Annotated in this window: 23 protein-coding genes and 1 pseudogene; 7 read left to right on the top strand and 17 right to left on the bottom strand. The window is 58.1% G+C overall.

Annotation, left to right across the window (positions count from 1 at the left end):
• The first annotated feature begins 22 nt into the window (after nucleotides 1-22).
• The 3 genes from L1P05_RS08040 (at nucleotide 23) to L1P05_RS08030 (ending at nucleotide 1,448) form a co-directional block, all read left to right on the top strand.
• Entirely contained in the window at nucleotides 23-301 is a 279-nt protein-coding gene (locus L1P05_RS08040; protein WP_015461422.1) for a DUF134 domain-containing protein, read from the top strand.
• Nucleotides 302-311: 10 nt separating this feature from the next.
• A complete protein-coding gene (locus tag L1P05_RS08035; RefSeq protein WP_012848486.1) occupies nucleotides 312-785 on the top strand; it encodes a NifB/NifX family molybdenum-iron cluster-binding protein in 474 nt (157 codons plus the stop codon).
• 72 nt (nucleotides 786-857) lie between these two features.
• On the top strand, nucleotides 858-1,448 hold the full coding sequence (locus L1P05_RS08030; RefSeq protein ID WP_071818517.1) for a hypothetical protein: 591 nt from the start codon (nucleotides 858-860) through the stop codon (nucleotides 1,446-1,448).
• Between the two features lie 241 nt (nucleotides 1,449-1,689).
• Here L1P05_RS08030 and L1P05_RS08025 read toward each other — a convergent pair whose 3' ends face one another.
• From L1P05_RS08025 to L1P05_RS08000, 6 genes are all read right to left on the bottom strand, one after another.
• The gene (locus tag L1P05_RS08025; RefSeq protein WP_012848484.1) at nucleotides 1,690-2,049 is read right to left on the bottom strand and encodes a YcgJ family protein; all 360 of its coding nucleotides are present in this window, start codon (nucleotides 2,047-2,049) and stop codon (nucleotides 1,690-1,692) included.
• An 87-nt stretch (nucleotides 2,050-2,136) separates the two neighbouring features.
• On the bottom strand, nucleotides 2,137-2,694 hold the full coding sequence (locus tag L1P05_RS08020; RefSeq protein ID WP_012848483.1) for an Ail/Lom family outer membrane beta-barrel protein: 558 nt from the start codon (nucleotides 2,692-2,694) through the stop codon (nucleotides 2,137-2,139).
• Nucleotides 2,695-3,774: 1,080 nt separating this feature from the next.
• On the bottom strand, nucleotides 3,775-8,382 hold the full coding sequence (locus tag L1P05_RS08015) for an LPD5 domain-containing protein (protein ID WP_012848481.1): 4,608 nt from the start codon (nucleotides 8,380-8,382) through the stop codon (nucleotides 3,775-3,777).
• A 206-nt stretch (nucleotides 8,383-8,588) separates the two neighbouring features.
• Nucleotides 8,589-9,371 carry an IS21-like element ISSen3 family helper ATPase IstB gene (gene istB, locus L1P05_RS08010; RefSeq protein ID WP_012846920.1) on the bottom strand — a complete coding sequence of 261 codons (783 nt, stop codon included), beginning with the start codon at nucleotides 9,369-9,371 and terminating at the stop codon, nucleotides 8,589-8,591.
• Entirely contained in the window at nucleotides 9,368-10,390 is a 1,023-nt protein-coding gene (gene istA, locus L1P05_RS08005) for an IS21 family transposase (protein WP_012846921.1), read from the bottom strand. Before istA ends, istB begins: the two co-directional genes overlap by 4 nt.
• A gap of 26 nt (nucleotides 10,391-10,416) precedes the next feature.
• Complete coding sequence (locus L1P05_RS08000) at nucleotides 10,417-12,201, bottom strand: hypothetical protein (protein ID WP_236888279.1); 1,785 nt, start codon at nucleotides 12,199-12,201, stop codon at nucleotides 10,417-10,419.
• Between the two features lie 82 nt (nucleotides 12,202-12,283).
• On the opposite strand from L1P05_RS08000, the gene L1P05_RS17565 reads away from it, so the two are divergent.
• A complete protein-coding gene (locus tag L1P05_RS17565; protein ID WP_012848478.1) occupies nucleotides 12,284-12,469 on the top strand; it encodes a hypothetical protein in 186 nt (61 codons plus the stop codon).
• Nucleotides 12,470-12,543: 74 nt separating this feature from the next.
• Here L1P05_RS17565 and L1P05_RS07990 read toward each other — a convergent pair.
• The 7 genes and pseudogenes from L1P05_RS07990 to L1P05_RS07960 form a co-directional block, all read right to left on the bottom strand.
• A pseudogene (locus L1P05_RS07990) lies at nucleotides 12,544-13,194 on the bottom strand (terminase); the annotation flags it as partial.
• A complete protein-coding gene (locus L1P05_RS07985) occupies nucleotides 13,172-13,948 on the bottom strand; it encodes a hypothetical protein (RefSeq protein WP_012848476.1) in 777 nt (258 codons plus the stop codon). The gene L1P05_RS07985 and the pseudogene L1P05_RS07990, both read right to left, overlap by 23 nt.
• Nucleotides 13,949-14,304: 356 nt before the next feature.
• Nucleotides 14,305-14,850 (bottom strand): DUF2514 family protein, encoded by a 546-nt coding sequence (locus L1P05_RS07980; protein WP_041692512.1) that lies wholly within the window; start codon nucleotides 14,848-14,850, stop codon nucleotides 14,305-14,307.
• Nucleotides 14,851-14,952: 102 nt separating this feature from the next.
• Nucleotides 14,953-15,735 carry an antA/AntB antirepressor family protein gene (locus tag L1P05_RS07975; protein ID WP_045475170.1) on the bottom strand — a complete coding sequence of 261 codons (783 nt, stop codon included), beginning with the start codon at nucleotides 15,733-15,735 and terminating at the stop codon, nucleotides 14,953-14,955.
• A gap of 189 nt (nucleotides 15,736-15,924) precedes the next feature.
• The gene (locus L1P05_RS07970) at nucleotides 15,925-16,476 is read right to left on the bottom strand and encodes a glycoside hydrolase family 108 protein (RefSeq protein ID WP_012848473.1); all 552 of its coding nucleotides are present in this window, start codon (nucleotides 16,474-16,476) and stop codon (nucleotides 15,925-15,927) included.
• A 2-nt stretch (nucleotides 16,477-16,478) separates the two neighbouring features.
• A complete protein-coding gene (locus tag L1P05_RS07965) occupies nucleotides 16,479-16,817 on the bottom strand; it encodes a phage holin, lambda family (protein ID WP_012848472.1) in 339 nt (112 codons plus the stop codon).
• Between the two features lie 171 nt (nucleotides 16,818-16,988).
• The gene (locus tag L1P05_RS07960) at nucleotides 16,989-17,582 is read right to left on the bottom strand and encodes a hypothetical protein (protein ID WP_012848471.1); all 594 of its coding nucleotides are present in this window, start codon (nucleotides 17,580-17,582) and stop codon (nucleotides 16,989-16,991) included.
• 474 nt (nucleotides 17,583-18,056) lie between these two features.
• Here L1P05_RS07960 and L1P05_RS07955 point away from each other — a divergent pair, with 474 nt between their 5' ends.
• From L1P05_RS07955 to dhiA, 3 genes are all read left to right on the top strand, one after another.
• Nucleotides 18,057-18,386, top strand: coding sequence for a type II toxin-antitoxin system RelE/ParE family toxin (locus L1P05_RS07955; RefSeq protein WP_015871332.1), 330 nt, complete (start codon nucleotides 18,057-18,059; stop codon nucleotides 18,384-18,386).
• Complete coding sequence (locus L1P05_RS07950; RefSeq protein ID WP_005286394.1) at nucleotides 18,376-18,684, top strand: helix-turn-helix domain-containing protein; 309 nt, start codon at nucleotides 18,376-18,378, stop codon at nucleotides 18,682-18,684. The genes L1P05_RS07955 and L1P05_RS07950 overlap by 11 nt, the downstream gene beginning before the upstream one ends.
• A 94-nt stretch (nucleotides 18,685-18,778) precedes the next feature.
• On the top strand, nucleotides 18,779-19,291 hold the full coding sequence (gene dhiA / locus L1P05_RS07945; RefSeq protein WP_012848469.1) for a type II toxin-antitoxin system antitoxin DhiA: 513 nt from the start codon (nucleotides 18,779-18,781) through the stop codon (nucleotides 19,289-19,291).
• A gap of 82 nt (nucleotides 19,292-19,373) precedes the next feature.
• Here dhiA and L1P05_RS07940 read toward each other — a convergent pair whose 3' ends face one another.
• The 4 genes from L1P05_RS07940 to L1P05_RS07925 all read right to left on the bottom strand — a co-directional run bounded on the left by L1P05_RS07940 (nucleotide 19,374) and on the right by L1P05_RS07925 (nucleotide 21,467).
• Nucleotides 19,374-19,742 (bottom strand): Txe/YoeB family addiction module toxin, encoded by a 369-nt coding sequence (locus L1P05_RS07940; RefSeq protein WP_196796969.1) that lies wholly within the window; start codon nucleotides 19,740-19,742, stop codon nucleotides 19,374-19,376.
• Entirely contained in the window at nucleotides 19,630-19,875 is a 246-nt protein-coding gene (locus L1P05_RS07935; protein WP_012848468.1) for a type II toxin-antitoxin system Phd/YefM family antitoxin, read from the bottom strand. The genes L1P05_RS07940 and L1P05_RS07935 overlap by 113 nt, the downstream gene beginning before the upstream one ends.
• A 288-nt stretch (nucleotides 19,876-20,163) precedes the next feature.
• Nucleotides 20,164-20,466, bottom strand: coding sequence for a nuclease domain-containing protein (locus L1P05_RS07930; protein ID WP_012848467.1), 303 nt, complete (start codon nucleotides 20,464-20,466; stop codon nucleotides 20,164-20,166).
• 2 nt (nucleotides 20,467-20,468) lie between these two features.
• A complete protein-coding gene (locus L1P05_RS07925; protein ID WP_012848466.1) occupies nucleotides 20,469-21,467 on the bottom strand; it encodes a DUF1367 family protein in 999 nt (332 codons plus the stop codon).
• Between the last annotated feature and the right edge of the window lie 125 nt (nucleotides 21,468-21,592).

The following is a 21,592-nucleotide window of genomic DNA, read 5'->3' as shown; positions in this document are numbered from 1 at the left end:
CATATGCCATTTAGGAGAACCTATGCCCAGACCCAAAATCCCGCGCCGGATCTGCAGTCATCCACAGCACCGCTGTTTTAAACCCAACGGTATGCCGCTGCAGCAGTTGGAACAGGTCACGCTGGCGCGCGATGAGTTTGAAGCCCTGCGGCTGGTCGATCGCGAGGGGTTACAGCAGCAGCAGGCCGCCGCAGAGATGGGCGTCTCTCGCCAGACGCTGGCCAATATTCTCAAGCGGGCGCGCTTTAAGCTGCTGGACTGTCTCAGTAATGGCAAGGCACTGATGATTGATGAGCTGTAAGGAGAAAACGATGCTAACGGCTATTCCCATGCACGGTAACCGTATCGCGGGCCACCTGGCCCGAGCGCCTCAGGTGGCGATCTTTGACCAACGGGGCTGCGAAATCGCCCGCTATGATAATCCCGCCGCCGCCGAGCACTGCGCCGGGAAAAAACAGCTGCTGGCCCTGCTGCGTCAGCATCAGGTACAGCGTCTAGTGGTACGCAACGTCGGCCAGCACATGGCGCAGCGTCTGCTGGCGATGGGGCTGGAGATCCGTCTGACCAAGGGGGGCGATCTCCAAAGCGCCTACTGCCAGGATCGCTGCCCGCTGCCGGCGCTCACCGATCCGGCGCAGGCCCGTCCGCCGCGCAAGGCGCACGACGGCGCGCACGGCTGCGGCGGTGGGTGCCACCACGGCGCGGAGCCAGCCACACCTTCGCTGCTGCAGCCGCGTCACAGCCAGAACGGCGCGCCGCACATCGTACGCTGCCAACGTATCTAGCGCCTCATCGGCCGGACGCGAGCGCGCCCGGCTGCCCCATACGAATCTGGCATCGATATGAGGAAATAAAATTTGCGTAAGATCACTTTTATCGACGCCACACTATCATTAGCTATGCCGCTCCTCCACGCTATCCCGAGGCCGATCATCAAACATCACGCGCTTTTTGCACGTTGTCTGTTGGGTTGCAGCGCCTTCGCGCCGACGTATGCCCTATCCGCAGCGGATGTCAGTGGCATCACCCATCATGCGGTACAATTTCCCAAAGGCGGATCCAACGCGACGATAAAAAGCCGCATTAAAGGCGAAAATGTCCTGGATTACACGCTAATTGCCGCGAACGGACAGCATATTAGCATCACGCTTAACGGCGCTTCGTCGACCTACTTCAACCTGATGGCGCCCGGTAGCACAGGTGAGGCGCTCTTTAACGGCGCGATGGATGGCGATAGCTACCAAGGCATTCTACCGACGAAAGGACAATACACTGTACGGGTCTACCCGATGGGCGCTGCCAAGCAATCCAACACAGCGCACCCCCTTTACCCTGAAGATCGCGATCGCGGGTGCCGCGACAGCGCAAGCAGCAAAGGCGACCGCGGCCAGCGGCAAACTACCCTGCGCACAGCAGCGCAGTCAGCCGATGGGACAGTGCCCTTTTAGCGACACCCGCACCGGGTGAGGCCACCGTCACTATCCTCCTGCCAGATCATCGGCAACGGGTCCTGTTTTTCACCCACGGTAAACCGTTAACGGCCGATCTGAGCCAGGCCGACGGCGATATGACTTTTACTTGGCATCAAGAGGGCGATCTGTTCCTGATCCGCGCGGGTCATGAGCGCTATGAGGTCCCCGACGCCGTCATCCGCGGTGGATAACCGGCTGTCGAGCCCCCCGCGTAACCTCAGCGGGGAAACAGCAGCGCCGTATATTTTGCCGACACGGCGCCACTGTGCTTACCGTCAGGACCGTAGTAACGATCCGCTCGGCACAGGCGCTCGTGGGTATCGCAGAAGATCCCGTTGGCAAAGGTAAACTGGGTCAGGTCAAAATCGCCCTGCGCGAAGAGCCTCTGCGTCGCCGCTCGCCCCAGGTATTGCGTCGTAAGCGCTCGGGAAATTCCCTGACTGTCCGCGCAGAGGTAGCGATCGCACAGCACGCCGGGGCGCGGCGATCGCAGCGCCTCCGGGGGCGCGGCATAGGCCGCCATCGCCGGCAAAGCCAGCAACAGCGCGCGGGAAAACCATCGACAAACGCGTCTCACTCTATTCTCCTTAGCATCTCAAACGGCGCCCGGCGCGGACATCGCCGGTGAGACACCGGCCGCCCGGCGAACGCCCTGCGGCCCGACCTAAAAACGGTAGCCGAGACCGACGTTAACCCCATTCACGTGACGACGCTGCCCCTGCACGCGAGTTTGCGACCCCTCATAGCCAAGGTTCGCCGTAACGTGCGCGCTCAGGTTGACCAGTACGCCGCCGCCATAGGCCAAGGCATTGACCGTATCGGCATAGTGAATCGGCGCCTGCCCCGCGCTGCTGACGTAGTCCCGCGCCATCTGGCTGTGAGACATTCCGGCCGCCGCATACAGGCTGACGGCCTCATTCAGCCGCCAGGCCGGCCCTATCAGCAGAGAATTATAGCGCGCCTTCACGTGATCCTGCGAGGTGACGCCCCACCAGTGGGTCGTCGAATCCACATCATTTTGCAACACGCTCAGCGATGCCATCACGCTCAGCGCGGAGTCCCACTCATAGCGATACTGCAGATTCACGCCGGGCATGTTTTTAAAATTTTGTACCTTACTCTGCGCATAGCCCAGCGACAGCGTACTGCTCCCGGCCTGCGCCACCTGCGCAGTCAGGATCCCCACCGCGCCCAATACCAGTCCAGCGATCTGTTTTTTCATACCTGTTTTTCCACATTACCCTTGGCCTCATCCCCTGCTTCGGCGGGGGGAGTCGCGCGTTCCCACGAGATGCGACGTCGCTCCCCCAATGGCCTCCTTTCCTGACGCCGTGTCGTATCACACACCATGCAACATCAACCGCAGTGAAATACCGCGCCGATCTGACGAAAATGAAGCCGGGCTGCGAGCGCTAACCGGGCCCCGTCGGGTGAGCCTCACGATGTATAAAAAGGGGAGATACGCACGCCGCGGGCGCTGAATAACCGTGCCGCTCGGCGACGGCTGAGCTGAGCCAAGCTGAGCTGAGCGACGCTAACGCCGGCGCGCACCGTGCAGATCACCGAGATAGTGCGAGTAGACGAGCCATCGTCAGCGGGATAGCGCGCGCCCAGGCCCCTCCCCGGGGAGCGCGGGAACAGCTGACCCCCACCTCACCTACGCCGCGGGTTTGGACTCAGGGCAGCGCCGCCTGAAACCGCAGCCTATTGACGATCAGCTCGCGGCGACGATCCGCACCGCCAAACCTGTTTTCCCCGACCATCCGCGCTGGCTGGGAAGCTATACCGCCGCACGCCCGCCCCCCTGCGCCCGCGCGATCAGACCCGATATGACGCGTCCGAGCCTCATCGCGGTTACCGCCGCCACAGCGTCGCCCTATACCATGGACGCCGATGCGGCGGAGAAGCTGGCGCTGCGTGACGCGCAGTCTGAACAGGGTGAAGCAAAGCCGCGGAGAGTCGGTGGCGCACTGGGGGGATGTGATATTCGCGAAGCGCCCATTATTGGGGGAAGGATAGCGTATCACGCTTTATATCTGGAACCTCTCAGGCCACATATAGGCTGGGTATAGGCGCGCGATAACAAGATATCAAACAAAATAGTGACGTTGCTGATTTGCTTTTATTGAGACTGTGTATTATCAGAGGTTTAGTCAGTATATTGGGGGAATTAACGGTAAAAGAGTCATTACACGCACAACCAAGGTTAGCTTGTAACACAATGATTATATTGAAATAAAAAAAGACCTAACACGATTCCTGTGTCAGGTCTAGGGGAATGGCTCTTTTGGAGAGCCGTGCGCTAAAAGTTGGCATTATGCAGGCATTGAGTGCCTTGCTCTATAATCGTAGCCCATCTGCGCCGTTTTGCCAGTTTCACCCTGGCACCGGTTACCCCCTGCATACGGGCGTTGAAGAAGGGCAGCATGTCCGTCAGCGCGATCATGCTCTTTGCCGCCCCCTGCATACTGAAGTCCATCAGGTCGCGCGCCTCAAAGGCCGCCTGCGCGCTGCCCTTACCCGCCTTTAACGCCGCCTGATACGTCGCGACGCGGTTGGCATTCTCTGCCGCCTCGCTCAGGTGGCGATATCGCGACCAGACACTGCCTAACCGGCGCAGTGCGTCCTGTCCATCGCGGAGAATGCTGGATTCAAACCGGCGCACCTGGCTGTCGCTGTAGCCCTTGCGGCGCAGGATAGCCCGCATGCTCTGCGCGGTACTGGCCGGATCATAGGCATTGGCATAGCCGCCGCCAAAGGTGGCGCCGGCGAACATCATCTCGATCAGCGTATCATCCTGGCGATAGGCTTTTTTCAGCCCGGCCCAGGCGCTGGTGACGGCGCGTACCCCATCCTGATTGATGGCCCAGGAATGCAGCGAGTCGCGCATAAAGTTACGGATGATAAAATCCGGCATACTGGTGGTGCCGATGGTCAGAATGCGTTTGGCCTGACGCGCGGCCCGCATAAACAGGGCATTACTGCGCTCCACATCCATCATGGTGATGGCCCGGAATAATGCCGGATCGCTCACCTCGACCAGCTGCTCCTCCCCCTCTAGATAGACTTTGGCAACGCCTTGGCGTTTGCCCAGACGCTGGTAATCGATGCGATTGGGCTTCTCGATCGTCTCAATCACCCCGCTATCCGCCAGATTGACCACCATCCGGCGCATCGCCTCATTCTTCATCGCTGCATCGATGGCGCGCGCGGCGTAGTTCACCAGATTCTCGACCGGATCGTTAATCGCCTGTTCGCTCCCTTTCAGGCGCCGCACCGTGCTGCGCTGGTTGGCTATCCCGCGGGTAGACCAAGGGCCCACGACACGCCCATCCTCCGTCTGGCGGAAATAGGGTAAATACCACGCATCCTCCCACGTGGCACGGCGCTCTGGAGAGATGAGCCCGGTGGCCTGCTGTAAGTCCAGCAGGGATTTAACCAGCGCGTCATACTTCACCTTCTGCCGGGCAAAGAGCGTCTCCTTGCCGCGATCCCGCGCCTTCATATGGCGAATTTCATCGGCGCTGAACAGCTTCTCTCGCCCCTCTTGCATCAGGCGTTCGGAGCGATGCCCGGCGATCCAAATAAAGAAGTCCTCGCGGTGTTTCCCCAGCGCATCCAAGATCCCCAGCAGCGCATCCGATTTGCCGCTGCCCGCCTTGCGTTCAATGACGCCGCTCTGCGGGTTGTAGACCGGCAGGCCATGCTCCAGCGTCGCTGCCATCACCGTATTGGCGCCGGCGGCCAGGCGGGCGGCAATATAGGCCGAACTGGCCGCCTCCGCTTTGCCTTGGCTCTCCTCGGCATATTTGATCGGCGCCAGACCGTCGAAGGTGGCGGTATTCAGCCGCCGCCCCAGCTCACGCAGCCATCCCTTACGCGCCGACGGGCTCTGCGCTGTCCAATCGCGATAGACATCGTGCGCCTTATCGCCCCAGCCGCGCTCCGGCTCTAACCCCATTTTGCGCCGTATCGTCTGCTCAAGGGCGGTGCCCTCTCGCGAGTAACGGGCCTGACTATTGCGCACATCGTCAGCGGAGCGTGTTTTTTGCTCAGAGGAGAGAGGCGTACCCGGCTTCTCGGCCTCCTCAGCCAGCGGTTTGAGGGGAGCTTGCGGTGTAGACGCCTTCGCGTTGGGGACATCGGCTGATGTGGCGGAGCCGGTTGGTCGATACCCCTGGCGTAGCCGCTGCCCCAGGGTGCGCAGGGTATCCCGTAGATAAATGCGATTCTCGGCATCGACCGTGGGCAACAACCCGATGCGGTTGAAGAGCGTTTTGATCAGCGAGACTACCCGATCCCATAACGCGCTAAAGCGGCCCGGCATCTGTTTTTCTGCCATGTGAGCCAGAAACTCCCCGGCCTGTACCGCGACCGGCTCCTGTCCATAGGCGGCATCGATTCGGCGCCAAATCTGTTGGATAAACGCATCTCGGCTGGCGCGGGTCTCCATCACCCGGTCAATGATGCGTTGGTACTCCTCGGGCGTGATCACCTGCTCTAAGGCGTGGTGGATCACTTCATGGCGCAGCTTTTCCCGCACCATGCGCGGCGTCGGGAGGTTATCGGCAATCAGTACGATTTCCTGCGACTGCGGGCGGTAGAAGGCGTGAACCTTGCCATATTGCTCCAGCGGTTCACCGGCTAAGGGCTCGGCCTCTTTCTGGGTCTGGACCACCCGTACATGCAGCGATGGCGCATTCAGCTTGCGCAGGACGCCCCGCACGATGGCATTAATCTGTGGGATCGGGTTATTCCCGCTGGCGACTTCTGGGCTGTGCCCCGTCTCCGTCAGTCGGTTCCCCTCGCCTAAAACAGAAACGCCTCCGTGGGGGGAGGCGTTTTGCGCGGCGCGGTGGGTTACATCAGGTGGGAGAGATCTGCCGTCTCCAGCAGGCTCTGGTAATATTGATGGGCTTCCCGTTTGTCGCGCTGCAAGGAGGCGATCTCGGATGGCGTCAGCGTCCCCGGCGCGAAGGAGGTAGTGGGCTTCGGACTCGGTGAGTCCGCTGAAGCCGTAGCCAAATTGTTGCTTCCACCAGTTTTCAAGGTTGCTCCCTCCTAAATGGGTGCGCAGGCGCGCCAGCGTCGCGGCCGATAGCGCCATTTTTGCTGAATACCTTTTCCCCGTCAACGCCGAGGCGCCGATCACCTGGCCCCCCTGCGTCTCGATATACCCCCGCAGCCCGGCCAAGGTGCCCCCTTGCGTCAGGGTATCGTCCAGGATGAAATAGGGCACATCGCGCCGCACCTCGCCGGCGAAGCCGGGCTGATTAGCCAGGCGGCCAAAGCCATCCAGTCCGCTGCGCCCCACCCGCACCGTCTGCACGATACCGCTATCGACCTCTTGGTGCAGAACTTTTCCCAAGACCTCGGCCATCGCTTGTGGAATTTTATTGCGCCCGCTCGCCTCCTCGGCATGAACGGCGGTCAACACAACGCTATGGTTTCCGATGATGCCTCTGATATCGTCGATGGCAGCCTTATTAAGCACGTCAGCAACCAACCTGTAGGCGGCATCTTTATCCCCGCCTTTTGCCGCCGCATAGTCAGGGTGCGCCGTTGCATCCCCCAGCCGGGCATGCAGCACCACATCGGGAAAATCGGCGGGCCAAGGCGGGCGCTGAACCGGATGTTGCTCATGAGAGTAAAACGCGATCCCTCGCTCCGTCTCGCGCGTTTTCAGCGTACTAAACAACGTATCGAATGCCGCGCCAATCCCGCCATCCAGTTCCTGCTGTGTTGGATAGGTATAGGTTTCCGCTGCTCCGTGATCGCTGGCCTTACGAATATTGACCAGAAAATCATTCTCAATCTGCTTAGCCTGGGCCCGTTGCTGCACATAACGCTCGAAGGCGCGCGCCGCCATTTCTATCTCGGTTGACCAGTATGGTTTGCTACGTACTCGATCTAGCCGCGCCGCACGCTCCTGCATACCGCTATCGTTGATAGCCCGTATGATCCCCGTAAACGCATCGAACACCTCCTGGCGCACGGGAGACTCGGTGCCGGCGCGTTCACCATGCCGATGGTGAGCGCGCCTATGCTGAGTGACATACACCCCAGCCGGACTCGCCGACGGCTCCGCTTGGGCCGTTTGCTCGCCAAAGTAGTTGTCCAAGGCATGAAACCATTCGTGAGCCAGCGAACCTGCGCCTTGCGCTTTAGTCAGATTGATCGCGACCTGCCCCGGCTCGTAGTGCGCGCTGGCGGCATTACGCCCTCCCTTACCACGCGCACCGAATGCCAAACCGAGACGTCCATTCAACGAGAGCGCGCTTGGTGGGACGTTCAGTACTTCAGCCATGTCGAGCAGAGCATCGTAGGCCTGATTCAAATCAGACTGGCGACGGGTATTCTCAACATAGTTGCCAAACTGTACACCGCGAAAACCGAAAGTTTCTCTAAACTGCTCTGGCGTCACCACCCCCTGACGTCGAGGCTTACCGACACGCGCCCGATTCGTTGTGTTGCGCTGCTCCTCTTTGCTCTGCTCCCGTAAGGCATGCAGCGTCGCCAGCAACTCACCTCGTTGGCTCTGCAGATAATTGCGCGCCTCCGCTAGCGAACTAAAGCCAGTTTTTAACGGCGTTTTATTTTTTCCATAGCCGATAAAAATCTCCTGCGTCGCCCGATTTTTATAGATCTCGAATGAGGTTCGCTCATCTGCAGACGGGGACGCGATCGCCTGTTGAGCAAAGTATGCTCGCGCTTGACGATACAGATCATTGCGATCGGCAGAGCTTAATAAGGCGCGACCCTGGGCGTTTTCGAGGGTATAGATTACCTTGGGTGGATCATATTCTTGCCCATCGAACAGGCTATAACTAGCCGAGTGAACACGGTAGCTCGCTGCCGGCGTGAGCTGTGCCGCAGGTAGTCCACTTAGCAGTTCCCAGGTATGCAACATCCTCTGGATGTGTGCTCCCTTATCCTGGCGCAACCGCTCCACATAACTATCCACGGGCAACGTCCCCGCTAACACCTGCCCGGCAATGTCACGTGTTTGCTGTACTTGCTGTATCCAACGTCTTAACTTGTGGGGGGAACTGTCAACGACGGGTAAAAAGTGATCCACTTACATCTCCACCGACGGTCTAATATTGATCCACCGTTTTACTCAGGATTAGCTTCAGCGATAACCCCGGCCTTTCGTTTCTGTTTCAGTCGATAACTCTCTCCTTTTATTTGAACAACGTGTGAGTGGTGTAAGATCCGGTCCAGCATCGCGGATGTTAGCGCCGCATCACCGGCGAACGTCTGATCCCACTGCCCGAACGGCAGGTTGGAGGTCAGGATCATCGCGCTCTTTTCATAACGTTTGGCGATGACCTGGAAGAACAGCTTGGCTTCTTCCTGGCTGAACGGCAGGTAGCCTATTTCATCGATGATGAGCAGCTTTGGTGCCATCACGCCACGGTGAAGCGTTGTTTTATAGCGCCCCTGGCGTTGTGCCGTGGACAGCTGAAGCAAGAGATCCGCCGCCGTAGTGAAGCGAACCTTGATACCCGCCCGTACCGCTTCGTAGCCCATTGCTATTGCCAGATGCGTTTTCCCCACGCCGGATGGCCCCAGCAACACGATGTTTTCGTTGCGCTCTATGAAGCTCAGTGAACGCAGCGACTGGATCTGCTTCTGCGGCGCACCGGTGGCGAAGGTAAAGTCGTATTCTTCGAACGTTTTCACTGCCGGGAAGGCCGCCATCCGGGTATACATTGCCTGTTTACGCTGATGTCGGGCCAGTTTCTCTTCGTGAAGCAGATGCTCCAGGAAGTCCATGTAACTCCATTCCTGCTCCACTGCCTGCTGTGACAGGGCTGGCGCTGCGCTGATCAGACTGTCCAGTTGCAGCTGTTCGGCAAGCACCATCAGCCGTTGATGTTGCAGTTCCACCATCATGCGGCTCCTCTGCAGAACGTGTCATAGATGGATAGCGGGTGGTGCAGTGGCTGCCTGTCGAAGGTCACCAGGCTTTCGTCTACCTGCACGTCATACTGTTTTTTCTCCGTCGGTAGAGCCAGCATGGACTGCTGCTCTTCGATCCAGCGATCGCAGGGACGGGTCTGTATTGTTTCGTGCCTGCGCTGGTTAGCGACATCGTGCAACCAGCGCAGGCCGTAGCGGTTGGCTGTTTCAACATCGACGGTGATCCCCAACGGACGCAGGCGAGTCATTAGCGGGATGTAGAAGCTGTTGCGGGTGTACTGCACCATCCGCTCCACCTTGCCTTTAGTCTGTGCTCTGAAGGGGCGGCACAGCCGTGGAGAGAAGCCCATCTCTTTGCCGAACTGCCACAGTGAAGGGTTGAACCGGTGTTGCCCGGCCCGATAAGCATCGCGCTGTAGCACTACCGTTTTCATGTTGTCGTAGAGCACTTCACGCGGTACGCCACCGAAGAAGCTGAACGCATTACGGTGGCATTCTTCCAGGGTGTCGTAGCGCATATTGTCAGTGAACTCGATATACAGCATTCTGCTGAACCCCAGAACGGCAACGAACACATGAAGTGGTGATTTGCCATTACGCATGGTGCCCCAGTCAACCTGCATCTGTCGTCCTGGCTCTGTTTCGAAGCGCACGACAGGCTCCTGTTCCTGAGGAATGGCAAGTGAACGTATGAACTCTCTCAGGATGGTCATGCCACCACGATAACCCTGCTCCGTGATCTCGCGGGCGATGACCGTTGCAGGGATTTTATAAGGATGAGCATCGGCGATGCGTTGCCGAATATAGTCCCGGTATTCATCCAGGAGTGAAGCGGTTGCGGGACGCGGCGTATATTTTGGCGGCTCAGACTGCGCACGCAGATAACGCTTTACGGTGTTACGGGAGATACCCAGTTCCCTGGCGATCGCCCGACTGCTCATACCCTGCTTATGCAGGATTTTAATTTCCATAACTGTCTCAAAAGTGACCATAAGCTCTCCCGAATCAGGAGAGCAGATTAACCCCTGGATCTAATTTCAGGCGTCGGATATGGATCACTTTCGCACCGTTGGTAACAGGAACGGGGTTTGACCGGGATCTGCCCACGCAGTAGCGCCAGCAGTGCCAACGTTTTGTTGTCCGTCCCTGCCCGAGCCATTTTTTCATAGTCCGGTTTCGGCAACAGTTTACTCAGTGGTTCGGTCTGATAGTCATGCTCGGTTTTCGGCTCACGCATCGCCTCAGCCAACGCCGCCCAGCGATGCTTCGCCGCCCCATGGATCACCTCACCGAAATCTTCAATATGGATATTGGCAGACGAAGGGGATACCGCGGGCTCCGCCTCACTCTCTCCGGACGGCTCTGTGGGAGGCTGGGGCTGCTCAGAATAGAGGGGGGCCGAGACAACCGCCTGTTGTATCGTTTTATCTTCCGACGCTGACGCCTCGAGATCCTCGATAGGCATAGCGGAATCTACCTCGTCCAAGGCTGGAGAACGCTGCTCCTCAGTCACCGGCACCGCAGAGCTAGAGGGGGACGCATCATCCACCTCTTGTGTCTGGGGTGCCATCTCTTGACGTAGTATCTGGCGGGCAGCCTCCCACTGCAGCTGTTCCGCCGCCGTGCGCGTCGCCTTTTCATTCAGCGTATGGTACTGCGCCAGCAGATCGCGTCGAGGTAGCCTGCGCAGCTGCTGCGCCGCTGCCTTGACCTCATCGTCATGCTCCAGCGCCTGCAGCCGCTCATGGGCCGCCCGTTTTTTCTCTGCCGCATCCGGCGCCTCGGACAGATCGGCATCGACGTAATGCTGCAAGAGCGCATCGCGATCCAACGGCGCAAACTGGGTTTGATAGCGCTGATACGCCTCCGGCGTCTGCGCTTCTGCCGCCTCTGCGGCAGCGTCGGCCGTCGTGTTATCATTTTCAGGCTGTGGCGCGTCTTCAGCCTGTGGCGCGTCGCTTGGCGCCTGCCACCGCCCCGGGCGACTCGCTCCCGCCAGCGTCCCCCCCATCACGCCGCCGATGGCCACGCCGCCGAGCGCCTGGTTCATCACCGCCTCAGAAAGTGGGCGCTGCGGATCGGCCGTCTGCAGAGCGTAGTTTTCCGCCATCTGGCTCAGGGCGGACTGCGGCATCTCCTCCAAGATACCCTCTGCTACGGCGCCCTTGGCAATACGCTTCACGATCCCCTGTTTCAGCTGACCGGTCATGATTTTGGCGAGCACCGTATCACCTTGACCGCCGAACAGGCCGGTCGCTACGCCCGACATGAGAAACGCCTTGGTCGAGGCATCCTCCGCCAGCGCCCGGCGTATCGCCTCCACGCTCATCCCGGAGGCCAACAGGTTCTGCGCCGCCTCCGAATGCTGCAGCACATCATCCGGCAGGGCATAAATGGCCTCTTTAACCGCACGGGATGACGCGCCTCCGGCCAGCACCCCCTCCGAGATGGATCCGGTCAGCCTGGCGACCCGCGCCGCGCTGGCCGCTGCCTCTGTGGCCGCGACCCCCTGCGCCACCTTCGCGCTGTAGGTAAGCTTAGCCAGCCTCATGGCCGGTATCATGGACACCACCATACCCGGCAGCGACTCGACGGCCCCGGCAAAATAGCTGCGCGGATCGCCCCAGGCCTCCCCAAAGCCCTGACCGCTCTCCCAGAACGTCTTGTCCCGCGCCTGCTGCATATCCGCAGACAAACGGCCCACGGCCTTCTGCTGAGCATCGCGCCAAAATGTCGCTTCATCAAAACCGGGCACTTGATTCGCCAGCAGATCGGTGGCGACAGACACCACGCTGTCTGGCATCACCTTTCTCGCTACCTCCCGCAGACTGGCGGCCGTCGAGACCGCACCACTCAGAAGCAGGTTCCGCCTGCGTCTTCATATCATGAAAACGCTGCCCCTCGGCCTGTGCCTGCTCACGCTGCGCCGACGCCGCGGCGCGCTGGGCTTCGGCCTCCAGCTTACCCACCTTAGCCTCCAGCTCCCGCATCGCCAGCGCCAGCTGTTGCTACTCCACCTGCTGCTGCTGGGCGGCCGCCTCCTGCTCCTCTGGCGTCATCTCATCGGCTGACTTGGCCATTCCTACCGCCTGACGGATCCGCTCGACAAACTCGGTCTTATTGGGAATATCCAGCAGCGAAAACGGCTTTGCGCCATTTCCTGCGCCCGTAGGCTCATATCATAAAAATCGCCGCCGACCCCCTCCGCCGTGGACTCGATAAATACAATGCTGCCATCGGCCACCGCATTCAGCGTCCCGGTGCGCACCTCTTTCGCCTTGGCTGGGTATTTGGCGCAGATTTTTCCATGTTCAGAAATATGCAGCCGCTGTACCGTGCCCGAACGGAAAGAGGTCGCCACCATGATATTGGAGCCATGCGCGAATTCGATGTAGCCCCCGGAGGCCCCGCCGTGACGCTTTACCGCATGAAAACAGCCCGCCAGCCACCCAGGCAGATGATCGAAAGGCACCTCGATTTTGGTGCGGAAAATCTCTGCCGCCGCCTGCTTATCCTGCGCGACAATGCCGCACTTTACATTTTGGCTGAACAGCGCCTGATCCAGCAGGTACAGATCGATGGCGGTGGAAAATCCCAACTGACGGGCTTTCAGGATCAGGTTTTTTTCGTGCATCTCCATAAACAGCTGCCGCTGCGCCGGCCGCATCCGAAAAGGCACCAGCCGCCCCTGCTCATCAACAATCTGGTACAGATTGTCCAGCCGCCACCACGGATCGCTCAGATAGCCGTAGACCAGCGCCTGCTGCTCCCGCTCACTCATCGCCCGAACCGGCATTGATCCGCCCTCCCTGCTGGCTCCCCTGGATCTGCTCAATCACCTCCCGCAGCGGCGTATCGGCATCGCTGTTCTCCGACGTCAGCCGCTGCGTCTCCGCCCAGCGCTTGGCCGTCGTGGCCTCGTTCAGCGCATTGACGCGCAGGGTCCGCTCCAGCGACTCAATGCGCACCGTATTACGCAAAATCCCCCGCTCCGCCGCCCCGATATTTTCCCGTAATACCTTGCCCTGATCTGGATCTGCCTGCTCCAGCTGCGCTATCCAACGCCCGATATTCGTCGCCGCCGTCAGGTTGCCCGCCCGCAGCATCAGCAGCTCATCGTCCAGCTGCAGCCGCTGCGCATCCTGCATAATGTCATCGGGCCACAGCATGCGGCGGGCATAGGCACCATGGGTCACCGCCGCCGTATTGTGCGGCAGAAAAGGACGGATGGGCGGCGCGTGACGTGAACCGCGAATTGGTTTTGCCGCAGGTGAAACAGAGGAGAGCGCCTCTGCGCCCCCTTGCCCATCCTCCTGCCCGCGCTGCTTTTTTACCGGTACGCACTTTTTTCCCTGTTTTTTCTGCGTACCTTTTTTGCGTACCTGCGTACTTTTTTGCGTACCGTTTTTTTCACCGCGTACCCAGCCATGTTTTTTGGCCATTTTTCGAATGGCACCTTCGGATACGCCGTGCTGGGCACCGATGGCCCGTAGGGACAGCTCTCCGGCCTGGAACGCCACTGCAATCGCCGCCCAGTCCGGTTTTGTCATAATGGTTATCCTGGCTAGAGTCGTACTATCACATTTTTTTTATAAAAATCTGCCGGCGTGAAACAGCGGTCTCAATAGTACGATTTGTCATACTCGCTGCGGCCATCACAGCCTGATAGTGATAAATTAAAAAGCGGACTTTCATACATCAGGGATCAAAATATGAAAATCGTGCTCCCCCTACTGGTAACGCTCACCTTAACCGCCTGTGCTGGACCATTAGGCTCAAGCTGGGGAATTATTCCTGGCAGTACACAGGTCTGTCCAAACGGAGCGAATGCGTCAGGACAGTGCCAGTGACATTCTCCCCGTCCTGAAAGGCAGAGTTTTACCGCACCCTGGGTAAAACACAGCCCTCACGGCGCGCGCAACGGCGTCACGGCATCGTAGAGCCGCTCACAGGCAAGGCCGGCGGCTCGGGCCCGATCAGCATAGGCTGCCAACGCTGCATTGCGTTGGAGAGATTCGCCGAGCACGTCGGCAAACAGAAATCCGGCAGCGGCGCTTGCCGAGCTGGCTCCACCAGCGGTGGAAACTCGGCAGGGGGAACGGTCTGCCAACTGCTGCCGCAATTGAGAAAGCGTACACCGCAGGCGCTCAACATCAGCGGTAGAGCGAGCAGCATCGGCTTTAATCTGTTCCAGTTGTTGATCCGCATTCTGTTTCACCTTAATCATGGCCTGCCAGCGACGTTGTTCCTCAGCCCGCTCGCCCCGCTCCCGATTTGCCCTGGCAGTCTCCTCTTCCCGGTTGCGCGTCTCCCACTTAAGCTGCCACGCCTGCTCAGCCAGGCGATTACCGGCGGCGTACCCGGATGCATAGCGCCAGGTCGAGAGGCCCCATAAAAGCAAAGCCACCAACGCAATGAGCGCCAGTGGCTTCCATAACCGTTCACCAACCATGTAATCCCACCCTTGATAGTGATGACCGATGCGATTTTCTTCGCATCATTCAAGGCCTGAACACTGCCACCGCTATTTTTGTGCGATGTTAAACAAAAGCCATCACGAACCCAGACGCCGCGCCATCCAGCGCTGAGACAGCCGGATCAACTCAGCCTTCCGCTGCGGGTAATCCATCCCCATATCCAGCAGAGTGATATTAGTACTTTCCAGATAAGACAGATGCTCTAACTGCTCGGCATTCATCGAATCGCGAGGATCCCCCACTACTCCATTCATGCCTGCCCATTGCTTCACAGTAAGACCTCCCAGGACGATGCGGGAGATCATGTTACTTTCATTGCTATAGTGGTGAGACTGTGTCACCTTGCCCTGTTCCGCCCTTACCGATTCCAACGCAGAGCACATCGGCTTAAACAGGTTTGCCACTCCGATGCGAGCCTTTAACTTGCGACGATAACGCGCGGCGACTTCTGGAGCGGTAAGCTGTAACGCCTCTTCACACTGGATGAAGTAACGACGAATGGCGCGCCCTTGTTCACTACGCTCGACCATTGCCAGCTCTTTGGCCATATCCAATGTAATCAGGTATTCATGGCTGATCTGCTGGCGAGATTTTGCGCTACTCAAATTTGGGGAGCGCAAATTTTCAACAATGATGTAATCCAGACCTTCTTTAAAGCCGTACTCCCCGATACGACGCTTTATCCAATCCGTCATTCGGGTTGCCACTCCCAGCGCCTTGTGTAACGACGTCCCGCTCACAACGCTGGTTTCACGCTCACCGATCCGGCCACTGACAACAGGAACAATGTCAGCGAACTCATTAACGACATGATGATTGCTTGATGCGTCGGAACAAGAAAAAGCTATAGATGTGTTCATATCGATGGTTACCTTATAGAAACAAGCCTCGTTGCCCAGAAACGGCGCCCACAGAGAGGTCGCCGCCTATAACGACGTTTCTCCGAGGCCTGTTTCTATAAGGCTCTGTGTAATTGTTTGCGCCGGGCATGGCGCAGATACGACAAAGCCCCGGCATAGCCGAGGCTCTTGGATACACGTCAGATATGGTTAAGACAGACCGACCCGCTCCCGCACCCAACCATACAGAAATGACTCGTTCTGCACCCGCTGCTCGGCCAGCGCCAGATAACGATCGCCCTGACTGCAGTTCAGCGCCCGCAGCAGCACCAGCTCCCCCTCCGCGCCTCGGGCATCCAGATAAGCCCGCAGCGCAGAGAGCGTACGCGGCCCAATCACCCCATCGGCGCTGATATCCGGGTACAGGCGTCCGCCATCGTTAAAAGCGGTCAGCCAGCGCTGCAGCCACTTGCCGGGCACCGACGGCCCCATATTCACCCCAGTATCCAGCAGCTCGGCGGCCACCGGCGCGGAATACTCCGCCACCTGGTCAAAACGAGGCCCTGACCAGTAGTCGCTTTCATAGATTTCCAGCGCCTGGGCCCGCGTCAGGTTACGCATATCTCCGGTGTAACCGTGGGCATGGGCCACTTTCTCGGTGATCCCCCAGTTGGTTGGCCCGCCCTTGTCGTGGGGGTGATCGACATACCCGCCCTCACGCCCCAGCAGAGCATCGAAAATTTGATCCTTAGTCAGTGCCATAATTACCGCTCCTTGTCTGTCGGCATCCCCAGCTTGCGCTGCAGAATATACAGCGCAAAACGCTGAATCTGCTGCACGCCTATAAATCCGATGGCACCACCGATGGCCGGGGTCAGCGACTTCGGCAGGCTGAAATAGTCCAGCGTCGCCACCACAGTCAGCGTCAGCGCGCCGCACAGCGCCCCCTCTAGGGCGGTTCGTTTCCAACCCCCACCCAGATAGGTCACCCGAACAGCGGCGGTCACAATCGCCAGCAGCACGCCGCCTACCGGGGTATCGCCCTGCCACCAGGACAGCAGCAGTTCACTGAGTGTTTCCGGGTTATGGTGCATATTCGCCATCTCGTTATCCCCGCGCTGGGGTGATTCAGATATAAAAAAACCCCGGCATATGCCAGGGTCTGTAGAACGGAAAAGCCCCGCATCAAGCGAGGCTTTTATGAATAGTTGGCTATAAACATAGCTTGGTCATCTTTCCGAATTTAGCTCACTTATTAGCCATTGGCAATCTCTTCAAGCCACCGCCTGCCCCTCCAATGTTAACCGTACCGACAAGGCGTCACCGGCCAGTTGCATCTCCTGATACAACCCATTGAGCGTATCATTCACCCATGGCGAGTACTCTGCCCGCCACACATCAGGCGTTATCACAATGCCCTCATCCACCAGCGAACGCCGGAAATGGTCAGCGGTCACGCTGATTTTTCCTCGACCACCACAGGTATCACAGCAATGGGGCTGTGGGCGTAATAGCTGGCCGCTGCCCCGGCAGCGTGGGCAATGGGGTGAACGAGCCGCCTCGGCGTCGGCCCAATCGGCTAGCGCCCGGCGGAGAGCTACGGAACGGCCCGCCAGCGCATCGTGCTGTGCCAGATTACGCTGGTAACGCCAGTCACCCTCACTCAGCATTACCCGGGCTTTCTCCAGCCCCTTTTGCTGGCACTGAATATCGGCCAGCTGCTTGGCTGCCAGCGTTGCCCGGGGGCCATGTTTGCGCAGCAGCGCCGCCAATACCACCCGCTGGGCGGGCAGCGTCCGCCCCAGTACTACGGTGACGGACAGCTGGCAGACGGCAATGCCATAAGGGGGATGTGGGCTCCGGCACACCCGGTCAGCGGCCGCCTGCCGCGCACGCTGTTCGGCCTGACGATCTTCCCGGTACCCGAACGGCTCGGGTGGCCGAGTGCTGAAAACTTGTCAACGTCAAGCGGGCTTATTCCCATCGCTGGTATTGTATTCGCCCACACTCGGCCATATCCAAAAAATGACCACAAAAAAACCGCAAGTCTATCGGGTGCGGAGGCCGCGTTGAGGTGTTTTCAGCACCTGAGCGGACTATACCCCCGACATCGCGGGTAAAACTAATTCCGATTTATGATACTTTACTTACAAATCATAGGAATGCAATAACCATCCCCTTGGAACAGTGTGTGGCATATATTTCCTAATGCTCTTAAAAACCGCCCATTCCAGGACGCCAATCCCAGCAACAGATGTTGCCGCTGCCACTACGCTCTAGCGCTCACAATTCCGATGGGCAAGAACTTGCGAAAACATAACAATATTGTTATGTTTCACTCCATGAACTACACTATTGAGTACTACAGCGAAGAGGTTCGGCTTGAGGTCGATCAGTTGCCAATGGGTATGCGGGTTCGATACCAGCATCTCGTTGAACGCATGGAAATCTACGGTAGTAATCTCGGAGAACCACACACAAGCCCTTTTGGCGATGGGCTTTTTGAGCTTCGAATCAAAGGCAGTGATGGCATCGCCCGCGTGTTTTACTGCACTCTTACCGGAAAACGTATCGTCATGCTGCACAGCTTCATCAAGAAAACCCAGAAGACGCCAAGCGCTGAACGTAAGAAGGCTGAAACCAGAATGAAGGAGGTAAAACATGGCTGGTAAACGCACCCCCCCCACGATGACGCATGATGAAATGGCTGCAAAATGGATGGAAGACCCGGCATTTAAAGCAGAATACGATGCCATCGAAGAGGAATACGCCCTACTCGATGAAATGCTCGCCGCCCGCAAAAACGCGGGGCTGACCCAGGCGCAGGTCGCCGAACGTATGGGAACCAAGCCTACAGCGATCACTCGCATGGAAAGTAATTTAGCCTCCGGCCAAAGCGGGCCATCATTCGCCACGCTGAAAAAATTTGCACACGCGACCGGCAAGAAACTGCAGATCCGGTTTGTCTGATCTCCTGCCGCATCCTGCACGGTGCGGCCATAGGCGTCTTCCTACAGATGGCCGACTAACCATGACTTGTCTCCCTCTCCCGTAAGAGGCAGCTATGTTGAAAATTATTGATGTGGATGTGGTCGGCGACCATGTTATCGAGGTCGAATTTAGCGACGGCTTCCGAGGCAGGGCTGATTTAGCCGCGCTGTTCAGCAAGCCGCCCTTCTCTGCGATCGCCAACTTTAACCGCTTTTCCCTGACAGCCAGCGGCGTGCTGAACTGGGGAGATGCCGAGCTTTCTGCCGATACGGTTAGGCGCATGAGCAAAGGCGCAGTGCTATCGGTATCCTCACGCTCACTCACGCCAGAAAATGTAGAAGCGATCCTCCGCCAGGCCACCTGGGAATCCATGAGCGAGGGGCGCCCGAATATTTTGCAGGCCGCGTTAAGGGGATACGCGGAGCAGCTGGGCCACGCGGACATCATCAAGAGGGCCGGGATTGCCAGCCGCAGCAGTGCATACAAAACGCTATCGCCATCAACGAACCCCAGCTTTAAATCGCTGGCAAAGATCAGCGGCGCGATTTTGGCTATCGTGCGTGAAAATAACGCGCAGCACGGTTAAGGGCTTACCATGTGCCGTCAAACCCGCTCCTGGCCACCGAGCAGGTTGCCGACGTCAGAGCCAAAACGGAACGGGCGGTTTTTCATTTATCCCCGTAGTGAAAGCGGCAGGCAACCACCGTAACCGTGTTACCTGACACACTGTAAACGAGGCGGTGCTGTTGATCGATACGGCGCGAGTATAGAGCAGGGTTCTTGTGGTGGCGTAAGCGTTCAGGCTTTCCTATCCCACTGAACGGGTCGGCCTCGATGGAATGTAACAGGGTTCGTATCCGCTCAACCTTGTTCTGATCAATCCCCTTCCAGTAGGCAAAATCAGCGGCGCCGTTTAGGGTAAAATTAATAGTCCACTGTGACAACTTCGCCGCGCTCCAGCTGTGCCAATGATTCGTTGAGATGGGCCGCGTTCGCCGGGTTGCTGAACAGGTAGATCGTCTCCAGCATAGCCTCATATTCACCGGCATCGACCATCACAATATCGGGTGCATCGCGGCGCATAACGCGAACCGGTTCGGCGTTGTTGGTTACACGGTTCATGGTATCCGCAAAATGCTTGCGGGCATCCGAGAAGGTAACAGTGTGCATGATTCGCATCCTTAAGAGTGGTTTTCATCCTCAATTATGGCATATGTACCAATTCGCGTACAAGACATGAACAGCACGAGGCTGTGTCCCTTAATTTAAAAATCGCTTCAAAAATCACCCTGAACCTCAAAAATCAAAAACTGATGCATTGCAGTTAATACACATTACAAACAATAAATTAGATGTTTTTACCTAGGTTTAATGATTGGTTTAATTCTCACATACATCAATTTTTTCAACCTGATTGATAAAACTGACGTACCGAAAACCATGGTGAAAAAATCCCCCTCATACGTCGCTTACCCTCCCCCTCAGCGTCCAATACAGCGCCGCCAGCATCACCTCCTCTCGCTCGCCGGGTCGCCAGTCATAGGGTGCCCGGCCATCCAGCGCATCGTGGCAGGCCGAACAGCCATACACCGCCCAGAAGTCATCCGACTTGTACCCCATGCCATGCATCGGGCTGGGCAGATGGCACAGCACCACCGTCTGCGGATCACCGTTGCAAATCCCAGGAATTTGCAGGGTACACCCCTGCCCCCGGGCCGACTCCCGCCACGCCCGGCTGCGAAACGCGCCTGATTTTTTCATCACTAAAACGCCATCAGCTGATCCACCGCCAGCGCCATCTCCGCCTCGCTGGCAAAATGCTGACTCAGGGTCTCATTCCAAATCACCCCGGCCACCCCGCGATAGATACTGTCAAAGGTCGCCTGATCCATATTGGCAAAGGCAATGCTCCAGCGCTGGCGGTAGGTGCCGCCGTCCGGCGCCGGCTTCACATCACAGAAGCCGGCCTGGGTCATCACATGGTTCAGGTAGGCCTCCTCGGTTTTGAGCACCTCGGCATCGAACAGCCCACGCCGCTTCTCCGCCAGCCTGTCTCCCACCAGCTCGTTGTAAGCTGCCAGATAAGCGCCATAGTCCATACGTTCAGCCGATCGTCGAGTGAGATTTTCCCGCTCTGGGTGATCGGCTTCAGGATTATCGAGCTCGCGATAGTGTCGATCGGGCTCTGTCCAATCCGGTTTTCCCCGATCGGTTTTGTCCTTGTCGGGCTCAACGAATTCGCTGTTGTTGGGGGGTAAGGGGGGTATAGGTTCTAATGATAGGTTCTTAATGATAGGTTCTGGGTGCAATGGTTGCGCTACCCCTAGTGAATCAAACGACAACCCCTGGCGTATTTGTTGCGCTGGCACCTCAGACAAAGACGCATCATTTGCACCGGCTGATCCCGCCCCCTGCGCAGCGCCATTTTTTTCCTGATTTTCCTCCGGAGGCAGATCGCCCTTTTCATCCTCCTCCAGCGGAGAACGCAGCCGCCGCTCCAGCGTCAAATGGTAAATATTCGACTGGTGGCCGCCATTTTTGCTCTTGCGCGGCTCCACCCATAAAAAGCCCTGCTCATGCAGCCATTTGATATGGTTCTGCACCGAACGCTCGGCCATCTCGCAGGTCGCCGCCAGATACGGGATCGACGGCCAGCATTCGCCCTGATCGTTGGCGTTGTCGGCCAGCTTCAGCAGCACCAATTTGCGCAGTGGATTCCCTGTCTTAATTTTCATGGCCATCGCCATCAGCATCATGCTCATAAGTCACCAACCGTTTTTCGTCACTGTGGAAATTCGCATCGCCAGACGACGGGCACAGTCAACCGATGCCGCGACATGGCGGCATTCACTAAAACCTCGTTTGGCTTGCTGGATAAACACTGCCT

The organism is Edwardsiella piscicida (genome assembly GCF_021733145.1).
Lineage (GTDB): Bacteria > Pseudomonadota > Gammaproteobacteria > Enterobacterales > Enterobacteriaceae > Edwardsiella > Edwardsiella piscicida.
Note: the sequence above shows the minus strand (reverse complement) of the source record. Positions and strands in the feature narration are given on the sequence as shown.